The organism is Pannonibacter phragmitetus, assembly GCF_050510895.1.
GTDB lineage: Bacteria > Pseudomonadota > Alphaproteobacteria > Rhizobiales > Stappiaceae > Pannonibacter > Pannonibacter phragmitetus_B.
This window is the reverse complement of the sequence record NZ_JBNINT010000001.1, coordinates 3,411,556-3,431,457: the sequence shown is the minus strand read 5'-3', so window position 1 is coordinate 3,431,457 and position 19,902 is coordinate 3,411,556. Positions and strand designations below refer to the sequence as shown.

Annotated in this window: 12 protein-coding genes and 2 pseudogenes; 7 read left to right on the top strand and 7 right to left on the bottom strand. The window is 62.9% G+C overall.

Translation table 11 applies throughout. The annotated features are described in order from the left end of the window. The first annotated feature begins 32 nt into the window (after nt 1-32). The 3 genes from ACQB61_RS16345 to pabB all read left to right on the top strand — a co-directional run bounded on the left by ACQB61_RS16345 (nt 33) and on the right by pabB (nt 4,559). On the top strand, nt 33-1,562 hold the full coding sequence (locus tag ACQB61_RS16345) for a methyl-accepting chemotaxis protein (protein ID WP_430513475.1): 1,530 nt from the start codon (nt 33-35) through the stop codon (nt 1,560-1,562). A 69-nt stretch (nt 1,563-1,631) separates the two neighbouring features. After that, the gene (locus ACQB61_RS16340) at nt 1,632-2,606 is read left to right on the top strand and encodes a zinc metalloprotease HtpX (RefSeq protein ID WP_430513474.1); all 975 of its coding nucleotides are present in this window, start codon (nt 1,632-1,634) and stop codon (nt 2,604-2,606) included. A gap of 120 nt (nt 2,607-2,726) precedes the next feature. Beyond that, on the top strand, nt 2,727-4,559 hold the full coding sequence (gene pabB / locus ACQB61_RS16335; protein ID WP_430513473.1) for an aminodeoxychorismate synthase component I: 1,833 nt from the start codon (nt 2,727-2,729) through the stop codon (nt 4,557-4,559). A gap of 126 nt (nt 4,560-4,685) precedes the next feature. On the opposite strand, the gene pheT is transcribed toward pabB, so the two are convergent. The 5 genes and pseudogenes from pheT to ACQB61_RS16310 all read right to left on the bottom strand — a co-directional run bounded on the left by pheT (nt 4,686) and on the right by ACQB61_RS16310 (nt 10,679). Then, nucleotides 4,686-7,103 carry a phenylalanine--tRNA ligase subunit beta gene (pheT, locus tag ACQB61_RS16330; protein WP_430513472.1) on the bottom strand — a complete coding sequence of 806 codons (2,418 nt, stop codon included), beginning with the start codon at nt 7,101-7,103 and terminating at the stop codon, nt 4,686-4,688. 72 nt (nt 7,104-7,175) lie between these two features. Next, nucleotides 7,176-8,257, bottom strand: a pseudogene (gene pheS / locus ACQB61_RS16325) (phenylalanine--tRNA ligase subunit alpha). 442 nt (nt 8,258-8,699) lie between these two features. Then, a complete protein-coding gene (locus ACQB61_RS16320) occupies nt 8,700-9,737 on the bottom strand; it encodes a M42 family metallopeptidase (RefSeq protein ID WP_430513471.1) in 1,038 nt (345 codons plus the stop codon). 187 nt (nt 9,738-9,924) lie between these two features. After that, the gene (gene bfr, locus ACQB61_RS16315) at nt 9,925-10,410 is read right to left on the bottom strand and encodes a bacterioferritin (protein WP_430513470.1); all 486 of its coding nucleotides are present in this window, start codon (nt 10,408-10,410) and stop codon (nt 9,925-9,927) included. Nucleotides 10,411-10,442: 32 nt separating this feature from the next. Further along, nucleotides 10,443-10,679, bottom strand: a complete 237-nt coding sequence (locus tag ACQB61_RS16310; RefSeq protein WP_334252313.1) for a (2Fe-2S)-binding protein — start codon at nt 10,677-10,679, stop codon at nt 10,443-10,445. Nucleotides 10,680-10,820: 141 nt separating this feature from the next. On the opposite strand from ACQB61_RS16310, the gene ACQB61_RS16305 reads away from it, so the two are divergent. Both ACQB61_RS16305 and ACQB61_RS16300 read left to right on the top strand, forming a co-directional pair. After that, nucleotides 10,821-11,585 carry an SDR family NAD(P)-dependent oxidoreductase gene (locus tag ACQB61_RS16305; protein ID WP_430513469.1) on the top strand — a complete coding sequence of 255 codons (765 nt, stop codon included), beginning with the start codon at nt 10,821-10,823 and terminating at the stop codon, nt 11,583-11,585. Nucleotides 11,586-11,783: 198 nt separating this feature from the next. After that, nucleotides 11,784-13,499, top strand: coding sequence for a methyl-accepting chemotaxis protein (locus tag ACQB61_RS16300; protein WP_430513468.1), 1,716 nt, complete (start codon nt 11,784-11,786; stop codon nt 13,497-13,499). A 60-nt stretch (nt 13,500-13,559) separates the two neighbouring features. Here ACQB61_RS16300 and ACQB61_RS16295 read toward each other — a convergent pair whose 3' ends face one another. Both ACQB61_RS16295 and ACQB61_RS16290 read right to left on the bottom strand, forming a co-directional pair. Beyond that, a complete protein-coding gene (locus ACQB61_RS16295) occupies nt 13,560-16,658 on the bottom strand; it encodes a multidrug efflux RND transporter permease subunit (protein WP_430513467.1) in 3,099 nt (1,032 codons plus the stop codon). Nucleotides 16,659-16,776: 118 nt separating this feature from the next. Further along, nucleotides 16,777-17,853, bottom strand: a pseudogene (locus ACQB61_RS16290) (efflux RND transporter periplasmic adaptor subunit); the annotation flags it as partial. A gap of 167 nt (nt 17,854-18,020) precedes the next feature. Between ACQB61_RS16290 and ACQB61_RS16285 the strand changes: the two are divergent. After that, nucleotides 18,021-18,704, top strand: coding sequence for a response regulator (locus ACQB61_RS16285; RefSeq protein ID WP_430513466.1), 684 nt, complete (start codon nt 18,021-18,023; stop codon nt 18,702-18,704). Between the two features lie 4 nt (nt 18,705-18,708). Beyond that, entirely contained in the window at nt 18,709-19,749 is a 1,041-nt protein-coding gene (locus ACQB61_RS16280) for an ATP-binding protein (RefSeq protein WP_430513465.1), read from the top strand. The last annotated feature ends 153 nt before the right edge of the window (nt 19,750-19,902 follow it).

Here is a 19,902-nt window from a genome sequence, read left to right as displayed (position 1 = left end):
CACCCTCGAGGCGCGCTGAAGGCGAGAACGGCATGATCCGCTACGACAGCCTGCGTGCAGCAGGCTTCAGGCTGCTGATGTTCTTCCTCTGGGCCAATGTTCTGGCCGTGACGGCGGCTGGCTGGTTAAACCCCCAGACTTCGGCCTCCATGGTTTCGGGCGCCGCGCTCATTCTGGGGGCCTGCGCCACGGCCTTGTGGCTGCGGGCGGAGCAGGGCACGGCGGCCCGCATGGTGGCTGCTGCTGTCATGGCCTGCCTGTCGCTCCTTCTGATGGCTTCTCTCACGGATGATCCGGCTTTCATCGCCTGGCAGAACCTTGCGCAGCTTTATGGACTGCTGCTGCTGGCAGTACTGGCGGCCGGGTTGGACTGGCGGATGACGGCGGCCTACGGCACGGCAAGTGCTGCGCTGCATGTTCTGGCCGCTGCCTTTTATCCCTGGGCCATTCCACCCGAGGGCAGCGGCTGGCCGCAGGTGTTCGCCTATGTGGCCGTGACCGGGCTCTTCACAGGCGCGATTTGCCGGTTCCTTGCGCATCTTGAGCGTCTGGAGCAGGCGGACTACGCAGAACTGGCCAGTGCCCAGTCGCGCATCAGCGCGCTTGAGGCGCAGCTGGCAGCGGTGCGACAGCCAGAGCCTTCCGTGCCAGAACCTTCCATGTCTGTCGTGCCTTTGCCAGTCGCAGTCAGTCCCGCGCCGCAACCTGAGCTGCAGCCCTCGGCTGCCTCTGCGTTGAAACGGGCCGAGCTGGAAACTGGTCTGGCGCTGATCTCGGGTCAGATCTCGGATTTACGCCGTCAGGCTGCGGCTCTGGCCTTGCGCATCGGAGATGGCGCGCAAGGCAGCGCTGGTCTGGGCGGCACCGGCAGCGCCACATCGGGCCGGATCGAACGGATCGCCAATGCCTCGGGCGAACTGGCAGTCTCTGCCAGCGATATCGCCCGCAAGGTCGCTGGGGCATCGGGTGCCATCTCCGAGGTGGCGCGCGGCACTGAAGTCTCCAGCCAGCGCATCACCAGCCTGGCCGGTTCCGTGGGCCGCATTGGAGAGGTCGTGGGCATGATCCAGGCCATTGCCGGGCAAACCAATCTTCTGGCGCTCAATGCCACCATCGAGGCCGCTCGCGCAGGTGTTGCCGGGCGCGGTTTTGCCGTTGTCGCCTCGGAGGTGAAGGATCTCGCCACCCAGACAGCCAAGGCAACGAGCGACATCACCGCTCAGATCAATGCCATCGCGGCTGAGACCAAGGGCGCGGTCGAGGCCATTGGCGGAATTACGTCCATCATGGGCACGCTGGATGAAAGCACGGCAGATATCGCCCGTGCGATCTCCGCACAGGAAGAAACGGCCACCCGTCTGGAAGCAACCGCCCGCGATGTGCTGGATGACAACAGCCGCCTTGCCGGAGAGACCGGGGCTCTCTTTGCGTTGACAGCCAGCCTCGGCGCATCGGCCTCCTCGTTGCAGCAGGGACTGGCGGAGCTGGAAGCGCAGGCGGCAAAGCTGCGCGATGCGCTGGAAACCGAAGACAGCAGAGCCCATGGCGCCTTTGCCGCGTGAGGCAGGCCTCAGCAAGCGGGGGTGACGTCAGGGGATGACATTGGCAGCGCATGCGCCTACCTATTTCTCATGAGCCAGAACACAGTCCTTGATGCGGCGCTGCGCAGGCGGCGCGGATTTGAAAACCGGTTGCACACGGCATTCCTCGCCGCCGGCAGCCTTACGCTGCTTGTGGTCTGTGCCTATGTGCTGGGCGGGCAGACGGGCGTGCTGTGGGCGCTGGCAGGCGGCGGCTTCATGCTTTACGGAGCGATGAATGTGTCGCCCGCGCTTGTGCTGAGGCTCTACAAGGCGCGGCATTTGCCGGAACATGTATTTCCCGAGGGCCATCAGGTTCTGACGGTGCTCGCCAGCCGGGCAGGCCTGCCGGCCGTGCCCAAGCTCTATTACGTGCCGAGCCGGATGATGAATGCCTTTGCCGTAGGCCGGGCGGAAGATGCCGCCGTCTGCGTGACGGACGGTTTGATCCGAGGGCTTACCTTGCGCGAATTTGCGGGCGTCATGGCGCATGAGGTCAGCCACATCCGCAATGGCGATGTGCGGGTGATGGCGCTGGCCGATATCGTGGCGCGGCTGACTTCCTCCATGTCTTTCGTGGGGCTGCTCCTGTTCCTGTTCCATATCCCGTCGATGATTGCAGGTGGCGCAGGCGTTCCATGGGTGCTCATCGTGCTGCTGATGGCCGCGCCCACTGTGGGCACACTGCTGCAGCTGGCGCTGTCGCGCACGCGGGAATTCGATGCCGATCTGGGCGCTGCCGAACTGACCGGCGACCCGGATGGTCTTGCCTTTGCTCTGCTGAAGCTGGAGCGTGTGCAGGGCCGTATGTGGGAAGCGATGGCCCTGCCGGGCGCACGTATTCCCGAGCCCTCAATCCTGCGCACTCACCCCAAGACCGAAGAGCGTGTGCAGCGCCTGCGCGAACTGGCAGCCCATGGTGACCCGCTTGTCTTCGACCATGGTGCACCGGTGGCCGGCAAGTCCTTCGTGCCGAATATTGGCAAGCCGCGCTTCCGCGCACGCGGGCTTGGGGTGTGGTACTGACCCGGCACATGGCCTTTCTGCTGGGGGCTGGCGCAGAAGCAGGATGGAATGCCGCTTTGGGGCTTGCCCTAGCGGTATGAGCGCGGCATGTATCCGCCTCCATACCAGACGGATGCTCCCTTGAACGGCACTCACGCGATAGACCCCGGCAACCTCTCTGCACCTTTGCCCGATGGCACGGTGCTGCTGGTGGATGCGTTGAAGACGGGCAGGGCGAAGCTATTTGCTGCGCCGCGCCGTGTGCTCACATGTCACAAACTGGAGGAAGCGCAGGCGTTTCTGGCTGAGCTGGAAGCGGCACGTCAGGGCGGCGCGCATCTGGCCGGGTTCTTTGCCTATGAGTTCGGCTTCGCCTTCGAGCCGAAGCTGGCCGCGAATTATCAGAACACGGGTGAGCTCCTGGGCTGGTTCGGCGTCTACGATGCGCCGAAGGAACTGACGTTGACGGAGGCCCTTGCGCTGCTGGCACAGGCGTCCTGCGGAGCGGAGGCGTCTGTTTCCGGTTTCAGCTACGACATGGACCGGGCACGCTACGCCGAGGCTTTTGCCGCCGTGCAGCATCATCTGGCGGTGGGGGATATCTATCAAGCCAACCTCACCATGCGCGCCCGCTTTGCCCATCACGGGCCGGTGGAAGCGCAGTTTGCCCGGCTGCTGCGCCGCCAGCCGGTGCCTTATGCGGCTTTCATCAAGCTTGACGACCGGGCCATCGTCTCCTTGTCCCCAGAGCTGTTCCTTGAGCGCAAGGGCGAAGCGCTGCGCACCCGGCCGATGAAGGGCACCGCCCCGCGCGGGCGTGATACTGCGGAAGATGCCGCGATTGCCGAAAGTCTCGCCAGCGACCCGAAGCAGCGGGCGGAAAATGTCATGATCGCCGATCTCATGCGCAATGACCTGTCACGGGTGACGGAGGCTGGCTCGGTTGCCGTGCATGATGTCTTTGCGGTGGAGCGTTACCGCAGCCTGCACCAGATGGTCACCGGCGTTTCTGGCCGGCTGCTGCCGGGCATGGCGCTTCCTGCGATCATCGAAGGCCTGTTTCCCTGCGGCTCGATCACGGGCGCGCCGAAGCTCAGCGCCATGCAGATCATCAGGGCGCAGGAGACGGGGCCGCGCGGCGTCTACACCGGCTCCATCGGTTCCATCGCGCCCTCTGGCGATTTCAGCTTCAACGTCGCTATCCGCACGCTGGTGCTGAAAGAGGACGGCACGGGTGAGGCGGGCATCGGCTCGGGGGTGGTGTTTGATTCCGGTGCAGCGCCCGAGTATGACGAATGCCTTTTGAAGCTGCGCTTTCTGACGGCGCCCGATGAGAGTTTCGAGCTGATCGAGACGCTGGGCTGGACACCGGAGGATGGCTATCTGCTGCTTGCCCGGCATCAGGAGCGGCTCACAGACAGTGCTCGCTATTTCGGCTTTACCTGCGATCCGGACAGCATCGAGGCGCAGCTTGAGGAACTGGCCAAGGGCTTCACGGGGCCGCAGAGAGTGCGGCTGTTGCTGTCAGCGGATGGAACCGTGACGCTCACCCATGCGGACTTCGTGCCCACGGCACCGGGGGAAGTGTGGCCCGTTACCCTCTCGTCCACGCGCACTTCGGCTGAGGACCGGTTCTTCTTCCACAAGACCACCCGGCGCGCTCTGTATGACGAGAGCCTCAAGATGGCGATGGCGGCTGGGTTCAAAGAGATCCTGTTTGAGAACGAGGACGGCTTCCTGACAGAGGGCAGCTTCACCAACCTCTTCATCGCCCGTCATGGCCACCTGCTCACACCGGCGCTGAGGCATGGCGTGCTGCCCGGAACACTCCGTGCGGCGCTGCTGGACAAACGGCTCGCCGCAGAAGCAGACCTGACGCGGGGCGATCTTTTCTCCGGCGCGCCCGTCTATGTGGGCAACTCCCTGCGCGGCCTCGTGCGGGTGGAACTGGTTCTGCCGGAGGAAGAAGCCTAAGTCTTCCTGCCAGCGCGCTTGGCACAAGGCGGGTCTGCAAGGATCAGTGGCCGTTCCGCCAAAAACATAAGCCCCGCCGGAGCAGTCTCCGGCGGGGCTTTCTTGTTGTTTCAGGGGTTATCCCGGTCAGCTGCGCAGCGTGCCGCCGGTGGCCTTTTCGACGGCAGCGACGATCTTCTTCGCCACGGTCTCGATTTCCTCTTCCGTCAGCGTCTTGGTCTTCGGCTGAAGGGTCACGTCGATGGCAAGCGACTTCTTGCCCTCGCCAACGCCTGCGCCTTCGTAGATATCGAACAGCGCAACGTCGCTGATCAGCACCTTGTCGGCACCCTTGGCCGCCTTCAGCAGCTTGTCAGCGCTCACATCCGCATTCACCACGAAGGCAAAGTCGCGGCGCACCGGCATCAGATCGGCCACGTCCAGCGCGCCCTTGGAGCGGGTGGACTTGGCTTTGGATTCCGGCACGGCGTCGAAATGGATCTCGAAGCCGACCATCGGGCCTTCCGCATCCATCAGGCCGAGGGTGCGCGGGTGGATCTCGCCGAACATCGCCAGCGCCACTTTCGGACCCAGCTTCAGCGCGCCGGAGCGGCCCGGGTGGAACCAGCCCGGAGCATCGGTGAAGACCTGCAGCTTGTCCACCGGCGCACCGATGGCGGCGAGCACGGCTTCGGCATCTGCCTTGGCATCGAACACGTCAACGCTCCCGGCTGCACCCGTCCAGTGGCGGCCGCCGCCGGACATTTTCGCAGTGCCCCGGCGGATGCCGGCAGCCACCATGCGCTGGCCTTCCGGCGTGTCGTCCACGAAGATCTGACCAACTTCGAACAGCGCCACATCGGCAAAGCCACGGTCGGCATTGCGCTGGGCAGCGGCGATGAGGCCGGGCAGCAGGCTGGGGCGCATGTTGGAAAGGTCAGCCGAAATCGGGTTGGCCAGTTCCAGAGCGGGGTTGCCGCCGCCAAAGGCTTCTGCCTGATCCTTCGAGATGAAGGACCATGTGACCGCTTCGTCCATGCCGCGTGCGGCCAGCGTGCGGCGGGCGCGGGAGCGGCGGATCTGGCCGGTAGTCAGCACCTTGGCACCAACAGAGCCGGAGCGCGGCAGGGGTACGGGAGCGACGCGGTCGAGGCCGACAATGCGCACCACTTCCTCGGCAAGGTCCGCCTTGCCTTCAATGTCCGGACGCCAGCTCGGCGGGGCAACGCGCACCACGTCGCCCTGGCCGGTGACCCAGAAGCCCAGAGCCTTCAGGATCATGTTGATTTCCACCTTGGAAACCTCCAGCCCGGTCAGGCGCTTCACTTCCGCATAGGGGAACTCGATGATGCGCACGTTCTCCGGCACGGTGCCGGTGGTGACGAGTTCGGATGCCTCGCCGCCGCACAGGTCGAGCACCAGCTGCGTTGCCATTTCAAGGCCGGGGATCATGAAGTCCGGATCGACGCCGCGCTCGAAACGGTAGCGCGCATCGGTGTTGACGCCGAGCTTGCGGCCCGTGCGGGCAATGCCGTTCTCGTCCCAAAGGGCCGACTCGATCAGCACGTCCACGGTGGTCTCGTCACAGCCGGAATGTTCACCGCCCAGGATGCCGCCAAGGGACTCGACACCCTTGTCATCGGAGATGACGCACATGCTGCCGTCGAGCTGATAGGACTTGCCGTTGAGGCCGAGGATCTCCTCGCCCTCCTTCGCCCGGCGCACCACCAGATTGCCAGCCACCTTGGCGGCATCGAACACATGCAGCGGACGGGCCTGGTCGAAGGTCATGTAGTTGGTGATGTCCACCAGCGCGTTGATCGGGCGCAGGCCGATGGCCTTCAGCCGGTCCTGCATCCACTTCGGCGAAGGGCCGTTCTTCACGCCGCGCACCAGACGCAGGCCGAAGGCCTTGCACAGGGCATCCGTATCGCCGAAGTCCAGCGTCACGTTCGTGGGGCAGGGGAAGCTGCCACGCACCGGCGTGATCTTGCGCTCCTTCAGCTTGCCAAGGCCGGCCGCTGCCAGATCCCGGGCAATGCCGTAGACGCCCGTGCAGTCCGGACGGTTCGGCGTCAGGCCGATCTCGATCACCGGGTCATTGAGGCCGAGGTAATCGGCATAGGACATGCCGACGGGTGCATCTTCCGGCAGGTCGATGATCCCGTTGTGCTCTTCCGACAGCTCCAGCTCGCGCTCGGAGCACATCATGCCGAAGCTTTCCACGTCGCGGATCTTGCCGACGGAGAGCGTGACATCAAGGCCCGGTACATAATCGCCCGGCAGGCCCAGCACGCCGACAAGGCCGGTGCGGGCATTGGGCGCGCCGCAGACCACCTGCATCAGGGTGCCGGAGCCATTGTCCACCTTCAGCACGCGCAGACGGTCCGCATTCGGGTGCTGCTCGGCGGAGACGACCTTTGCGATGCGGAAAGGCGCGAGCTTGACCGCCGGGTCGGTGACCTCCTCGACTTCGAGGCCGATCATGGTCAGGCGCTCGACGATTTCGTCCAGCGTTGCCTCGGTCTCCAGATGCTCCTTGAGCCAGGACAGGGTGAATTTCATCGGTGCAATCTCATCTTGTTGCCGCCTGGCTGCCGCCCTCGGGGGCGCCCGGCGCAGTCAGAAAATCAGGTCTCAGCTCGACAGGCCGCCGAACAGGGTCGGCAGGTCGAGGGGCGGAAGCCGTAATGCTTCAACCAGCGCACATCGGCATCGAAGAAGGCGCGCAGGTCCGGCATGCCGTATTTCAGCATGGCGATGCGGTCGATGCCCATGCCCCAGGCAAAGCCCTGATACTCGTCCGGATCCAGTCCGCAGTTGCGGATGACATTGGGATGCACCATGCCGCAGCCGAGGATTTCCAGCCAGTCATTGCCCTCGCCGAACTTCACCTCCGCGCCGGAGCGGTCGCACTGGATGTCGACTTCCATCGACGGCTCGGTGAAGGGGAAGAACGACGGGCGGAAGCGCATCTTGATGTCATTCACCTCGAAGAAGGCCTTGCAGAACTCTTCAAGGATCCACTTCAGGTGGCCCATGTGGCTGCCCTTGTCGATGACGAGGCCTTCCACCTGATGGAACATCGGAGTGTGGGTCTGGTCACTGTCGCAGCGGTAGGTTCGGCCCGGAATGATGACGCGGATCGGCGGGGTCTGCGAGCGCATGGTGCGGATCTGTACCGGCGAGGTGTGGGTGCGCAGCAGCAGCCGTTCGCCGTTCTCCTTCGGATTGAAGAAGAACGTGTCGTGCATGTCGCGCGCCGGGTGGCCGAGCGGGAAATTCAGCGCGGTGAAGTTCAGCTCGTCCGTCTCGATGTCCGGGCCTTCGGCAACGGCAAAGCCCATGTCGGCGAAAATGGCGGTCAATTCGTCGATCACCTGCGCGATCGGATGCACGCGGCCCGTCTCGGCGGGGGCGGCGCGCAGCGGCAGGGTCACGTCCACCCGCTCGCTGGCAAGGCGCGCCTCAAGGGCCGCTTCCTTCAGCACCTCCTTACGGGCGGTGATTTCGTCGGCGACGCGGGTCTTCAGGCTGTTCAGCGCCGGGCCCTTGCTCTGGCGCTCTTCCGGGCTCATGGAGCCCAGCGTCTTCATCAGTTCGGAGATGCTGCCCTTCTTGCCGAGGGCGGCAATGCGCACCTCCTCAAGGGCGGCCTCGGTTGCCGCCGCAGCGATGGCTGCGGAAATCTCGGAGTACAGGCTGTCGATATCGGACATGAGCTCTTCGGTCGTTGGTTGGCTGTGGCCGCCGGAGCGGGCCACGGGCTTGAGGCAAATGCGAGGATTGCGGGTCTTTTAGCAGAAAAGGCAGGCGATGCCACAGCCATGCCACAGGTATGTGACGGGCAGCAGGCCTGACGGCGGCCAGAAGCTGGGCAGGTGCGAAAAGGTGCGTGCGCCCGGCTCAGGCCGAGCGGCTAAATCGTCCGCAGGCGGAGCCCTGCGCTGCGGTGTTGCGGAGACGGCGCACGGCAAACCGGCGCGCACAAAGCTCATGCGCGGTGCCAGTCATGTTTGCGATGCAAGGTGCCAGGGTCACGGCAGTTTCATCCCGCAGTCCGGATTGGAAGCAGCGCGAGTATACGTGCCCGCCGTCCGATGGCAAGCCCGCAGGCAAAAGAACCAGCCGCAGCGTGTTACCGCTGCGGCTGGCACTGGATCAGACGCTCTTCAGGTAAGCCGCGATGATGTCGCGGGCGGCTTCCAGATCCTTGCGGGCAATCATCTCGGTGACCGTGTGGATGTAGCGGGTGCCAACCACGATGCCGACGGCGCGGGCACCTGCCGCGGCCTGCTGGGCGGCTGCCCCATCCTGACCGCCCGAGCGCAGCATGGTGCGCTGGTAGGGGATCTTTTCCTTGATGGCCAGGTCCTCGATTTCGCTGACGAGCGCCCGGTCGGCAATGAAGGAACCATCCTTCACATGCAGGCCGAAGCCGCCGCCCATCACCGTGGTGCGGTCCTGCTCCGGCACACCCGGCGTGTCGCAGGCCAGTGTCACGTCGATACCAAGGCCGATGTCCGGCTTGATGGCATAGGCCGCCGTGCGGGCGCCGCGCAGGCCCACTTCTTCCTGCGCGGTAAAGGCCACGTGGATCTCGCACTCATGCTTGGACTTGCCGAGTGCGCGGATGGCCTCAATGCCCAGCCAGCAGGCGATGCGGTTGTCCAGCGCCTTGGAGACGATGCTGTCGCCCATTTCGAGGAAGGGCTCGTCCATGGTCACCATGTCGCCAATGCGCACAATGTCCTTCGCCTTCTCACCGAGGCCCATGTCGATGACGAACTCATCCGGCTCCGGCACCTTCTTGCGTTCTTCCGGCGAAGAGATATGCACCGGCTTGCCACCGGGGTTCATCACACCCTTGAAATCGCCCTTGTCGGTGGACACCAGGACACGGCGGGAGAAGAGGTTGCGGGGGTCGAAGCCGCCGACCGGATGCACATGGACGAAGCCCTTGTCCGTCACGTGGGAAACAAGGAAGCCGATTTCGTCCATATGGCAGAGCAGCATCACCTTCAGCGGTGATTTGGACTTCTTGCGCGGATCGCGCCGGCACAGCAGCGAGCCCATGGCATCGGTGCGCACTTCGTCGAAGAGATCCTTGATCTCGGCTTCGATGAGGGCACGGACCCGGTGCTCATGGCCGGGCACGCCCGGAGTTTCGCAGAGGCGGCGGAGCAGGTCGATATTCATGGAAAGAGGTTCCCGGAGGTGATTTGACGCCTTCAGATTAGGTCATGCCGAGGGGAGACGGAAGTCCCTGCCGGTGGATCGGAGGCCCGGCGGCCGGCCCGTCTTTTCTTTGCCCGGACCAAGCAAAACCCCGGCACCGGCGTGGGCCGGAACCGGGGTCGAAAGATACATCGGATTTCCGCCTGCCTTACTCGGCAGCGTTCGCCGGCTCTGCCTGCAGCAGGCCATAGCGCTCGATGCCGATACGCTCGATCAGTTCGAGCTGGGTTTCGAGGAAGTCGATGTGGCTTTCCTCATCTGCCATCAGCTGCTCGAACAGGGCCATGGTCACATAGTCGCCAGCCTCGTGGCAGACTTCGCGGGCTTCCTTGTAGAGGGCGCGGGCGGAGTATTCGCCAGCCAGATCGCACTCGACGCATTCCTTCAGGGACTGGCCGATGCGCAGCGGGTCCAGAGTCTGCAGGTTCGGGTGGCCTTCGAGGAAGAGGATACGCTCGATCAGCTTGTCGGCGTGCTGCATCTCCTCGATGGATTCCTCGCGCTCCTTCTTGGCGAGCTTGGTGAAGCCCCAGTCTTCCAGCAGGCGTCCATGCAGCCAGTACTGGTTGACGGCCGTCAGCTCATGGCGCAGGGCCTTGTTCAGATATTCGATGACCTTGGTATCGCCCTTCATGGCAGCCTCTCTCTCAGTGGTGCTTGTTGATTTTAGCGGTCTTCTGGCTCGCCTTCCAGTGGCGCTGCCGCTTTTCTTCCCGCCTTATCGGCGTTCTGGTGAATGATATCAATGACATTCGGGAAACATCCGCCGCAGCGCGGCCGGCAGCCGAGCTTGCGGAACACGGCGCCAGGCGTGGGCAGCCGGGCGTCCGGATCTGCACGCATCTCCTCGGCCGCCTGACGCAGCTGCTTGTCGGACAACACATTGCAGGAACAGATGATCATGAACCGGACTTGTCTGGGTTACGGCACAGCTTGCCATGGGCCTTTCATGGACCATCTGGCTATCACGCGACCGGCGGGATAAACTAAAGTTTCCACGCCAAGTCAACTTTATCTAGTGCATCTTTCCGTCAAAGGCCAATCATGAGTGAAGCTGTCACATCTGCCGCCGCTCCGCGCCGGGTTCTCGTGCTCACGGGGGCAAGCCGTGGCATCGGCTACGCCACGGTGAAGCGCTTTTCTGCCGACGGCTGGCGGGTGATCACCTGCTCGCGCCACCCCTTTTCGGACAAATGCCCCTGGCCGTCGGGGCCTGAGGATCACATCGAGGTCGATCTGGCCGACCCGGCGAGCCTTGCCGGTGCGATCGAGGAGATCCGCAGCCGCCTGAGGGCCGACGGCTCGCGTCTCAATGCGCTGGTCAACAATGCCGGTATCAGCCCCAAGGACAAGGGTGGGCAGCGGCTGGATTCATTCTCTACGCCGCTCGATGTGTGGCACCAGGTGTTCCAGGTGAATTTCTTCGCGCCCATCACGCTGGCGCGGGGGCTGTTTCCCGAGCTGAAGGCCGCTCAGGGCTCCATCGTCAATGTCACATCGATTGCAGGCGTCAGAGTGCATCCCTTCGCCGGAACCGCCTATGCCACCTCAAAGGCTGCGCTCGCCTCGCTAACGCGCGAAATGGCAGCTGATTTCGGACCTCATGGCATCCGTGTCAACGCTATTGCGCCGGGGGAAATAGATACGTCGATCCTGTCACCGGGAACGGAGAAGCTGGTGGAGGGCCTGCCTCTGCGGCGCCTTGGGCAGCCGGCTGAAGTCGCTGATACAATTCACTTTCTCTGTAGCAGTCCTTCCTCCTACGTCACGGGTGCAGAGATCCACATCAATGGCGGCCAGCATGTCTGAGGGCCGAGTTTCATCGTATTAGTCACGGTGAAAATACCGGGATATTTGCGTAATAATACGCAAATATCCCGGGGCGCGCCTAATTGCGGGGAAATTTCTATATGTGTGCGGTCCCGAGACAGATGTTTCCTTTTTTACGCGACGTTAAATAGACTAACGGATAGTGGCCTCAGTATTACTCCCTATAGGCCATCTTCGATGCAAAATCCCTTCTCCCGCTTGCGCATCTCGGCAGCCCTTGCCGTTACGAGTTGCGTCATGGTTGCCGCTTCGCTCGCTGTCGTTGGGGCGATTGTTTATTCGGTGATGGTCAATGGTGCGGCAGACGATGCTGTTGCCAAGCAGAACGCCAGCCTGCGAGTGGCGGCGACGATCCTTGAGCGGGATGTGCCCGGGGTGAAGGTGACATGGGCAGCGGATGGCAATGTGAGCCGGATTCAGGCCGATGCCATCCCGGAGTTCGCCGCCCATGACATGATCGATGCAGTCGGCCGTATGACGGGTGAGACGGCGACGGTCTTCGCCTGGGACGCGCAGCAGCGGGACTTTATCCGCAAGACGACAAACATCATCAAGGCGGATGGAAACCGGGCAGTGGGTACACCGCTGGGCCAGAACGGTGCGGTCTATCCGGTGGTGATGAAGGGGCAGACCTACCGTGGTGAGGCGGTCATCCTCGGCAAGCCCTATTTCACCATCTATGCACCGGTCGTGAGTTCCAGTGGTACGCCGGTTGGTATCCTTTATGCCGGGGTCGAGCGCACGAAGATCATGGCTGGTGTCGATACGATGATGACCCGCCTTGGCATGGCTGTACTGCCTGTCCTTCTGGTGGCTGTTGGCGTTGCCGTGTTCGCATCGCGGCATCTGCTGGCGCCTGTAACGAAACTGGCAGAAGTGACGGGCCAGATCGCGGCAGACGATCTTGACGCAGATGTACCCTTCACCGAGCGGCCGGATCAGATCGGCACGTTGGCCAAGGCCGTCGCCACCCTGCGGGAAAGTTCGATCGAGCGCCGCCGCCTTGCCGAAACCGAGGCCAGTGCCGGTCAGGAGCGTCAGGAGCGTCAGCAGCGCATGGAGGATCTGATCGGCGGCTTCCGCCACCAGATCCAGTCCATGCTGAATGCAGCAGGTGAAACGGCACAGGAACTGACGGGAACGGCTGGCAAGCTGGCCGATCTTGCCCGTGCTGGTGCAGCGCGAGCAAGCGACACCGAAATTGCCACCCACGAAACCAGCGGCAATGTCCAGACGGTGGCAAGCGCTGCTGAGGAGCTTTCTGCCTCCATCGGAGAAATCCGGCGTCAGGTGGGGCAGACCACAGGTGTGGTCGGCAAGGCGACCGAAGGCACCCGGATCACCAACCAAAAGGTCGAAAGCCTTGCAGCGTCTGCGGCCAAGATTGGTGAAGTGGTGACGCTCATCCAGGCGATTGCCGAGCAGACAAACCTGCTGGCACTGAATGCGACGATTGAGGCCGCCCGTGCAGGTGAAGCAGGCAAGGGCTTTGCCGTTGTGGCGGCTGAAGTGAAGGGGCTGGCCAATCAGACGTCCAAGGCAACGGAAGAGATTGCCGGGCAGATTGCGGCCATTCAGTCCGCCACCGAAGAAGCTGTTGATGCCATTGGCGCCATCACCCGCACCATGGAAGAAGTCAACAGCTACACCTCCGCCATTGCCTCTGCCGTCGAGCAGCAGGGGGCTGCGACCTCGGAAATCTCCCGCAATGTGCAAAGAGCGTCCGCTGGAACGCAGTCGGTTGCGGGCAACATGAACGAACTGGCCCGTACCGTCGATCACACGGCAGAATCCGCCGATCATGTGCTTGGCGCTTCCGCCGATCTGGCGGGCCATACAGACCTGCTTCGCAGGGAAATCGAAGGCTTCCTGACGAAGGTGGCGGCTGCCTGACCCAAAAACAGCAGCCCTTCCCGGATGCGCCTGCTGGCTGTCCGGGAAGGGCTGCATTTCCTATCTGCCTTCAATCTGTGCTTTTCTCCCGGCAAGACGCATCACGACGGCGAAGAACACGGGCACGAAGAGTACCGCCAGGACGGTGCCCGAAATCATGCCGCCGAAAAGGCCGGTGCCCAGGGCGTTCTGGGTTTCCGAGCTTGGCCCCTTTGCGATGACCAGGGGCAGGATGCCCAGGGTGAAGGCCAGCGAGGTCATGACAATCGGCCGCAACCGCAGGCGTGCCGCCTCGACAGCCGCCTCGTGAAGCGTCGCCCCTTCGCTGCGCAGCTTGCGGGCGAATTCCACGATCAGCACGGCATTCTTGGCCGAAAGGCCGATCAGGGTGATCAGGCCGACCTTGAAGAACACGTCGTTCTCAAAGCCCCGCAGATGCACCGCAATCACGGCACCCAGCACGCCGAGCGGCACAACCAGCATGACCGAGAGGGGAATGGTCCAGCTTTCATAAAGTGCAGCCAGCACCAGGAACACCACAAGAAAGGAGAGGGCCACCAGCAGCGGTGCCTGTGCGCCTGACTGACGCTCCTGAAAGGATTGCCCCGTCCATTCCACGGTGAAGCCGGCCGGGAGTTGTGCGGCAAGGCGCTTGACCTCCTGCATCGCCGCACCACTTGAAACGCCGCTGTTGGCGTCTGCGGAGATGCTGAGTGACGGGTAACCGTTGAAGCGGTTGAGCTGGAGCGGGCTGACCGACCATTGCGGTGTCACCACTTCGGACAGAGGCACCATGCCGCCCCGGTCGTTGCGCACATTCAGCTTCAGAATATCCTCGACCTGCATACGGTCCTTGGCCTGTGCCTGGAGTATGACCTGCCGCAAGTTGCCGGAACGGGGAAAGTCGTTGACATAGGTCGAGCTCATCGTCGCGGCGAGCAGGTCGCTGATCGCAGAAAAAGGCACGCCAAGTGCGCTGGCCTTTTGCCGGTCAATGCGCAGGTTCACGCTTGGCCCGGTGGGCAGGCCATCGACACGTGCATTCTTCAAGAGCTTGCTGCCGTCAGCGAGCTCAATGAGCTGGTCCGCAGCAGCGCGCAGTGCGGCAGCATCGCGCCCGCCTCTGTCGACAAGGCGCAAGCTGACACCGGACGTGGTGCCCAGTTCCTCGATGGCCGGAGGTTTCATGATGAGGACCTCGCCTTCTACCGTCTTCCGCATGGCCTCTTCTGCCGCAGCCATTTCGGCGGCGGTGCTGCCGGTTCTGGCATCCCAATCCTGCAGTGTGGTGAAGGCCATTGCTGCGTTTGCTCCCGAACCGGAGAAGCCAAAGCCCATGATGGACAGGTTGTTGGCAATGTCCGGCCTTGATGCCGCGTGGGTGTCGAAAATCCTGACAAGCTCCCGTGTCCGTTCGGCGGTTGCATCGGCCGGCAGCGTGAAGGATGTCATGAACGTTCCCTGATCCTCTTCCGGCACAAAGGCGGTCGGCAATGCGCTGTATCCGAGGGCCAGGGCGCCGGTGAGAGCGCCATAGATCACCATGATGCGGGCCGGGCGGTTCACAAGCCAGCCTGTCCAGACCGAGTATCGCGCCGTCAGCCGGTCAAAGCCCCGGTTGAACCACGCAAAGAAGCCCTTTCGCTCGTGATGTGGAGCGACTGGTTTCAGGATTGTGGCGCAAAGCGCAGGCGTCAGGCTGAGCGCAAGGAAGGCTGAAAACAGGATCGAGACCGCCAGCGATACCGTGAACTGCCGGTAGATCGCCCCGACAGAGCCACTGGCAAGGCCCATAGGCAGGAACACGGCTGTCAGCACCAGAGTGATGCCGATGACCGCGCCGGTGATCTCCCGCATGGCACGCCGGGTCGCCTCGCGCGGGCTCAGTCCTTCGCTGGCCATGAGCCTTTCGACATTCTCCACCACGACAATGGCGTCATCCACGATGATGCCGATCGCCAGCACCATGCCGAACATGGTCAGCACGTTGATCGAGTAGCCAATCGCCCACATCACGGCAAAGGTGCCCAGCAGCGCGATGGGTGCGACGATGGCCGGGATCAGCGTGTAACGGATGTTCTGAAGAAACAGCAGCATGATGAGAAACACCAGCCCCATCGCTTCGGCAAGCGTCTGCACGACCTTGGTGATCGAGAGCTTCACGAAAGGTGCCGTATCATAGGAGATGGCGTAGGTGACGCCTTCCGGCATCGAGGGCGCGAGCGCTGCAAGGCGTGCTCGGACGCCCTCCGACGTGCTGATGGCATTAGCGCCTGGCGAGAGCTGGATGGCGGCGGCAGTCGCGGGCTTTCCGCCGTCGAAGATCGAAAAGCCCATGGTCTGGGCGCCAATCTCGATCTTTGCGATATCGCCAAGTGTCAGTTTCGAGCCATCAGGGTTGGAGCGCAGCACGATGGCGGCGAACTCTTCGGGTGTTTTCAGTTGCCCGTCGAGGCTCAGCGGAATGCTGACCGCCTGACCGGGAAGGGCAGGCGCCTCGCCCAGCCGTCCGGGCGCAACCTGGGCATTTTGCGTCTGTATGGCCTGCATTATCTCGGCCATGGACACGGAATAGGCCGTCATCAGTGTAGGATCGAGCCACACCCGCATGGCAGCTTCCGAGCCGAAGGATTGCACCCTGCCGACGCCGGGCACCTGTTTCAGTTCCTTTGCCAGCTGGCGCGCCAGATAGTCATCCAGTGCCAGAGGGTCGGTCTTGCCGCCTTCGGAGCGCAGGGAGACAATCATCAGAAAGCCTGATGATGCGGCTTCCACCGACAGGCCCGCCCGGCGGACAGGTTCCGGCAGGCGCTGTTCAATGGCTTTCAGACGGTTCTGGACATCGATCTGCGCCAACTCCGGATCTGTGCCGGGCTTGAAGGTCACGGTGATGGTGGCGGAGCCGGATGAATCGGAAGAGGAATCGAAATAGAGCAGGTTCTTGACCGCCGTCAGCTCCTGCTCGATGGGAGCCGTGATGCTGTCGTTGATTGTCTGCGGACTGGCGCCTGTGTAGGTGGCCATGATGCTGATGCTGGGTGGTGCAATCACCGGAAAGCGCGAGACCGGCAGCTGCGGGATTGCAGCGACACCGGCCAGGACGATGAAGATTGCGATGACCCAGGCAAAGACCGGGCGTTCGATGAAGAACTGGGGCATGGACGGTCTTCTCAGATGTGAGGCTGGGGGCGTTCGGATGGTATGCGACAGGCTCAAGCGGTGCGCCTGTCCCGGCGCGGTCCTGTCCGCGAACCACAACAGTCTCGCCGGCTTGCAGTCCGGACAGGATCAGATACTGGCCGCTATTGAGGGCACCCAGTTCAACAGTGCGGTTGCTGACGGTGTTGTCTGCACCAAGCACGATGACGTGTGCCTCGCCTGATGTATTCCGCAGGACCGCTTCCTGCGGCACGGTAAGAGCCTGCAAATAGATAGCGCTTGGGACACGGGCACGCAGATACATGCCCGGCAGCAGCTGCCGGTCCGGATTGGGCACTTCAAGACGGATGGCAATACTGCCTGTCCCGGTGTCGACAGTGCTGTCCGAGAACAGGATCTTGCCCGTGAAGCCGTAAGGCCTGCCCGTGATCGTGAAAATCTCTACTGGAAGGCTGTCTGCCGTCTCGCTTTTCCGGCTTTCCAGCATTTCTTCCAGCCTCTCCCGGCGCATGGATGGCTGGCGGACATCCAGATAGACGCTGTCGATCTGCTGGACTGTCGCAAGCGCGGTTGCGGTGCCGCTTGAAGCCAGGCCACCTTCGGTGATCAAGGCCTGACCTATCCGTCCTGCGATCGGGCTGCGAACGGTCGCATTGGCCAGTTCAAGCTTGCGGCGTGTCAGGTTGGCCTTGGCCTCTGCCGCATTGGCCCGCGCCCGCGCCAGATCGGCTGTGGCGTCACCAAGTGCTGCGGTGCTGGCCGTGTGTGTCGCCGCAAGGGCTGTTATCCGGTCATATTTGGAAAGCGCATTGGCAAGCTCGGCTTCTGCACGCGCCAGCACCGCAGCAGCTGCGTCGACATCGGCCTCAAATGGCGCAGGGTCGATCTGGAACAGTGGTTGTCCGGCCACAACATCGGAGCCTTGGGTGAACAACACCTTCTGCACGATGCCGGTGACCTGCGGCCTGATCTCTGCTGTGCGAACCGCCGACACCCGTCCCGGAAGCTCATCGTAGATGACCACCCGGCTTGGCTGAACCGTCTGCACGGCAATGCGGACAGCGGTTGTTGCTTCGGCGGATGTCTGGTCTGCTGCCCTGTCCGCCTTCTTGCCATCTGTATCGTCCGAACAAGCGGCAAGGCAGAGCACTGTTGCAGCAATGAAAGCATGTTTCAGCGTGTGGCGAAGGCGCATGGTCGCGATCATCCTATATGCGGCTGCCTGTTTCAGGCGGCATCACCGCATCTATCGGACGGTCAGGTTGGCGCTGTGTGGAGATTGTGTTGCGGTTTCATGGAGAGGTGCGCGTCGTGCTCGACGGCAGCCGCAGCTGATGGCATCAATGGCACAAGGAGAACGCCATGACAGCCCTCGTTCTGATTGCCGAAGACGACGACGAGATTTCCGCAATTCTGGATGCCTATCTTGTGAGGGAGGGATTCCGCACTGTTCAGGCCCGTGACGGCCGGACGGCGCTTGACCTGCATCTCGCGCTCAAGCCCGACCTTGTGCTTCTCGACGTTACCATGCCCCGGCTCGATGGCTGGGAGGTACTGGCGGAGCTGCGCCGCAGGGGCAATACGCCTGCAATCATGATCACTGCGCTCGACAAGGATATCGACCGGCTTCAGGGGCTTCGCATCGGTGCGGATGACTATGTCGTCAAGCCCTTCAACCCGATAGAGGTCGTTGCCCGCGCCAAGGCTGTTCTTCGCCGCTCGGGCGTGGCTTCGGCCGCAGGGGTTCTGCGCGCTGGCAATCTCGCCATTGATCTTGATGCTTATGAAGCAAGCTTTGATGATGGCGCCGGACCTGTGCGCCTGTCTTTGACGCTTACGGAATTCCGCATCCTGGCGCATATGGCCCGCAGTCCCGCCCGCGTCTTCAGCAGAAGCGAACTGGTGGATGCCTGCCTGCCTGGATCCGATGCACTGGACCGCACGGTGGACAGCCACCTCAGCAAGCTGCGCAAGAAGCTTGAGCAGGCGGGCGCCACCGGCCTTCTGCCCGGGGTGCGAGGCATCGGCTACCGGCTGCTGGCGTGACATCATGAGACCGAGAACCGGATTGAGCCGCCAGATCCTGATCGCCATGTCCGCCATCACGGTAATGGCCGGTTTGCTTGTGTTCTTCGGATCCTATCTCACCTATAGCGTCATCATTGCCCTCTATCCGGCGCCTGAGGATCTGGATGGCTGGCTAACTGTGACGGATCTCGTCATCCTCGGGTGCGTTATTCTTCCGGCGCTGGCGATCGCAGCCATTGTGTCGCTGCGTCTGTCGCGCAGAATTCTGGCGCCGCTTGAATCTCTGGCCCGAAGCGCGCGCGAGATCTCTGCCGGTGACCTGACGTCTCGCGCTTCGGCCGGAGACAAGGCCCTCGGTGAGACAGCCGCGCTGATCGGTGACTTCAACACGATGGCGCAGCGCCTGCAGGACATGGCGGCCGAAATGGCCCTGTGGAACGCGACCATCGCGCATGAACTGCGCACTCCGCTGACCATCCTCAAGGGCCGGCTGCAGGGCATGATTGATGGCGTCTTTGAGCCGGATGAACAGTCGCTGCAGGGGCTGATCCAACAGGTGGATGGGCTTGCCCGTCTGGTGGAAGACCTGCGGACGGTGACATTGGCCGACAGTGGCCATCTGGATCTGCAGATCGAGCCGGTTCACCTCGCGCAGGAAGTTGCTGGCGTGGTCAACCTTGTCGGGCATGACTTCCGGGCGGGCGGTTTCCGGCTGGAGCTTGACCTGGAAGACCTGGTGGTTCCCGTGGATGCAACGCGCATCCGGCAGGCGCTTCTGGCGCTTCTCACCAATGCAAGGCGCTATGCTGTACGTGGCCGGATCACGGTCAGTCTCGCCGCGGTGGACGAGCAGGCTCTTCTCTCTGTTGCGGACGAGGGACCGGGACTACCTGCCGATATCGTTTCCCGCGGCTTTGTGCCTTTCGTCCGGGGAGATCCGGTGCGCTCGCGGGAGGTTGGCGGCAGCGGTCTGGGGCTGTCTGTGGTGCGCGCCATTGTGGAAGCGCATGGAGGACGCTTCAGCTACCGGACTAAGCCGGGGGCGGAGCGCTGTTCGAAATAGCGCTTTTGAAGACGAAGCCTTCTGCGGCTGCTGGCGGATTGTGAGAGGAATGCGGCGTTTGCGCCTTCCGGCAGGCCGCAAAGCTGTGGATGCCGCCAGGGCGTTGGCGGGGACAGGGCTATGTTGCGACGCAGTATCGGATCGGGTTTGGAT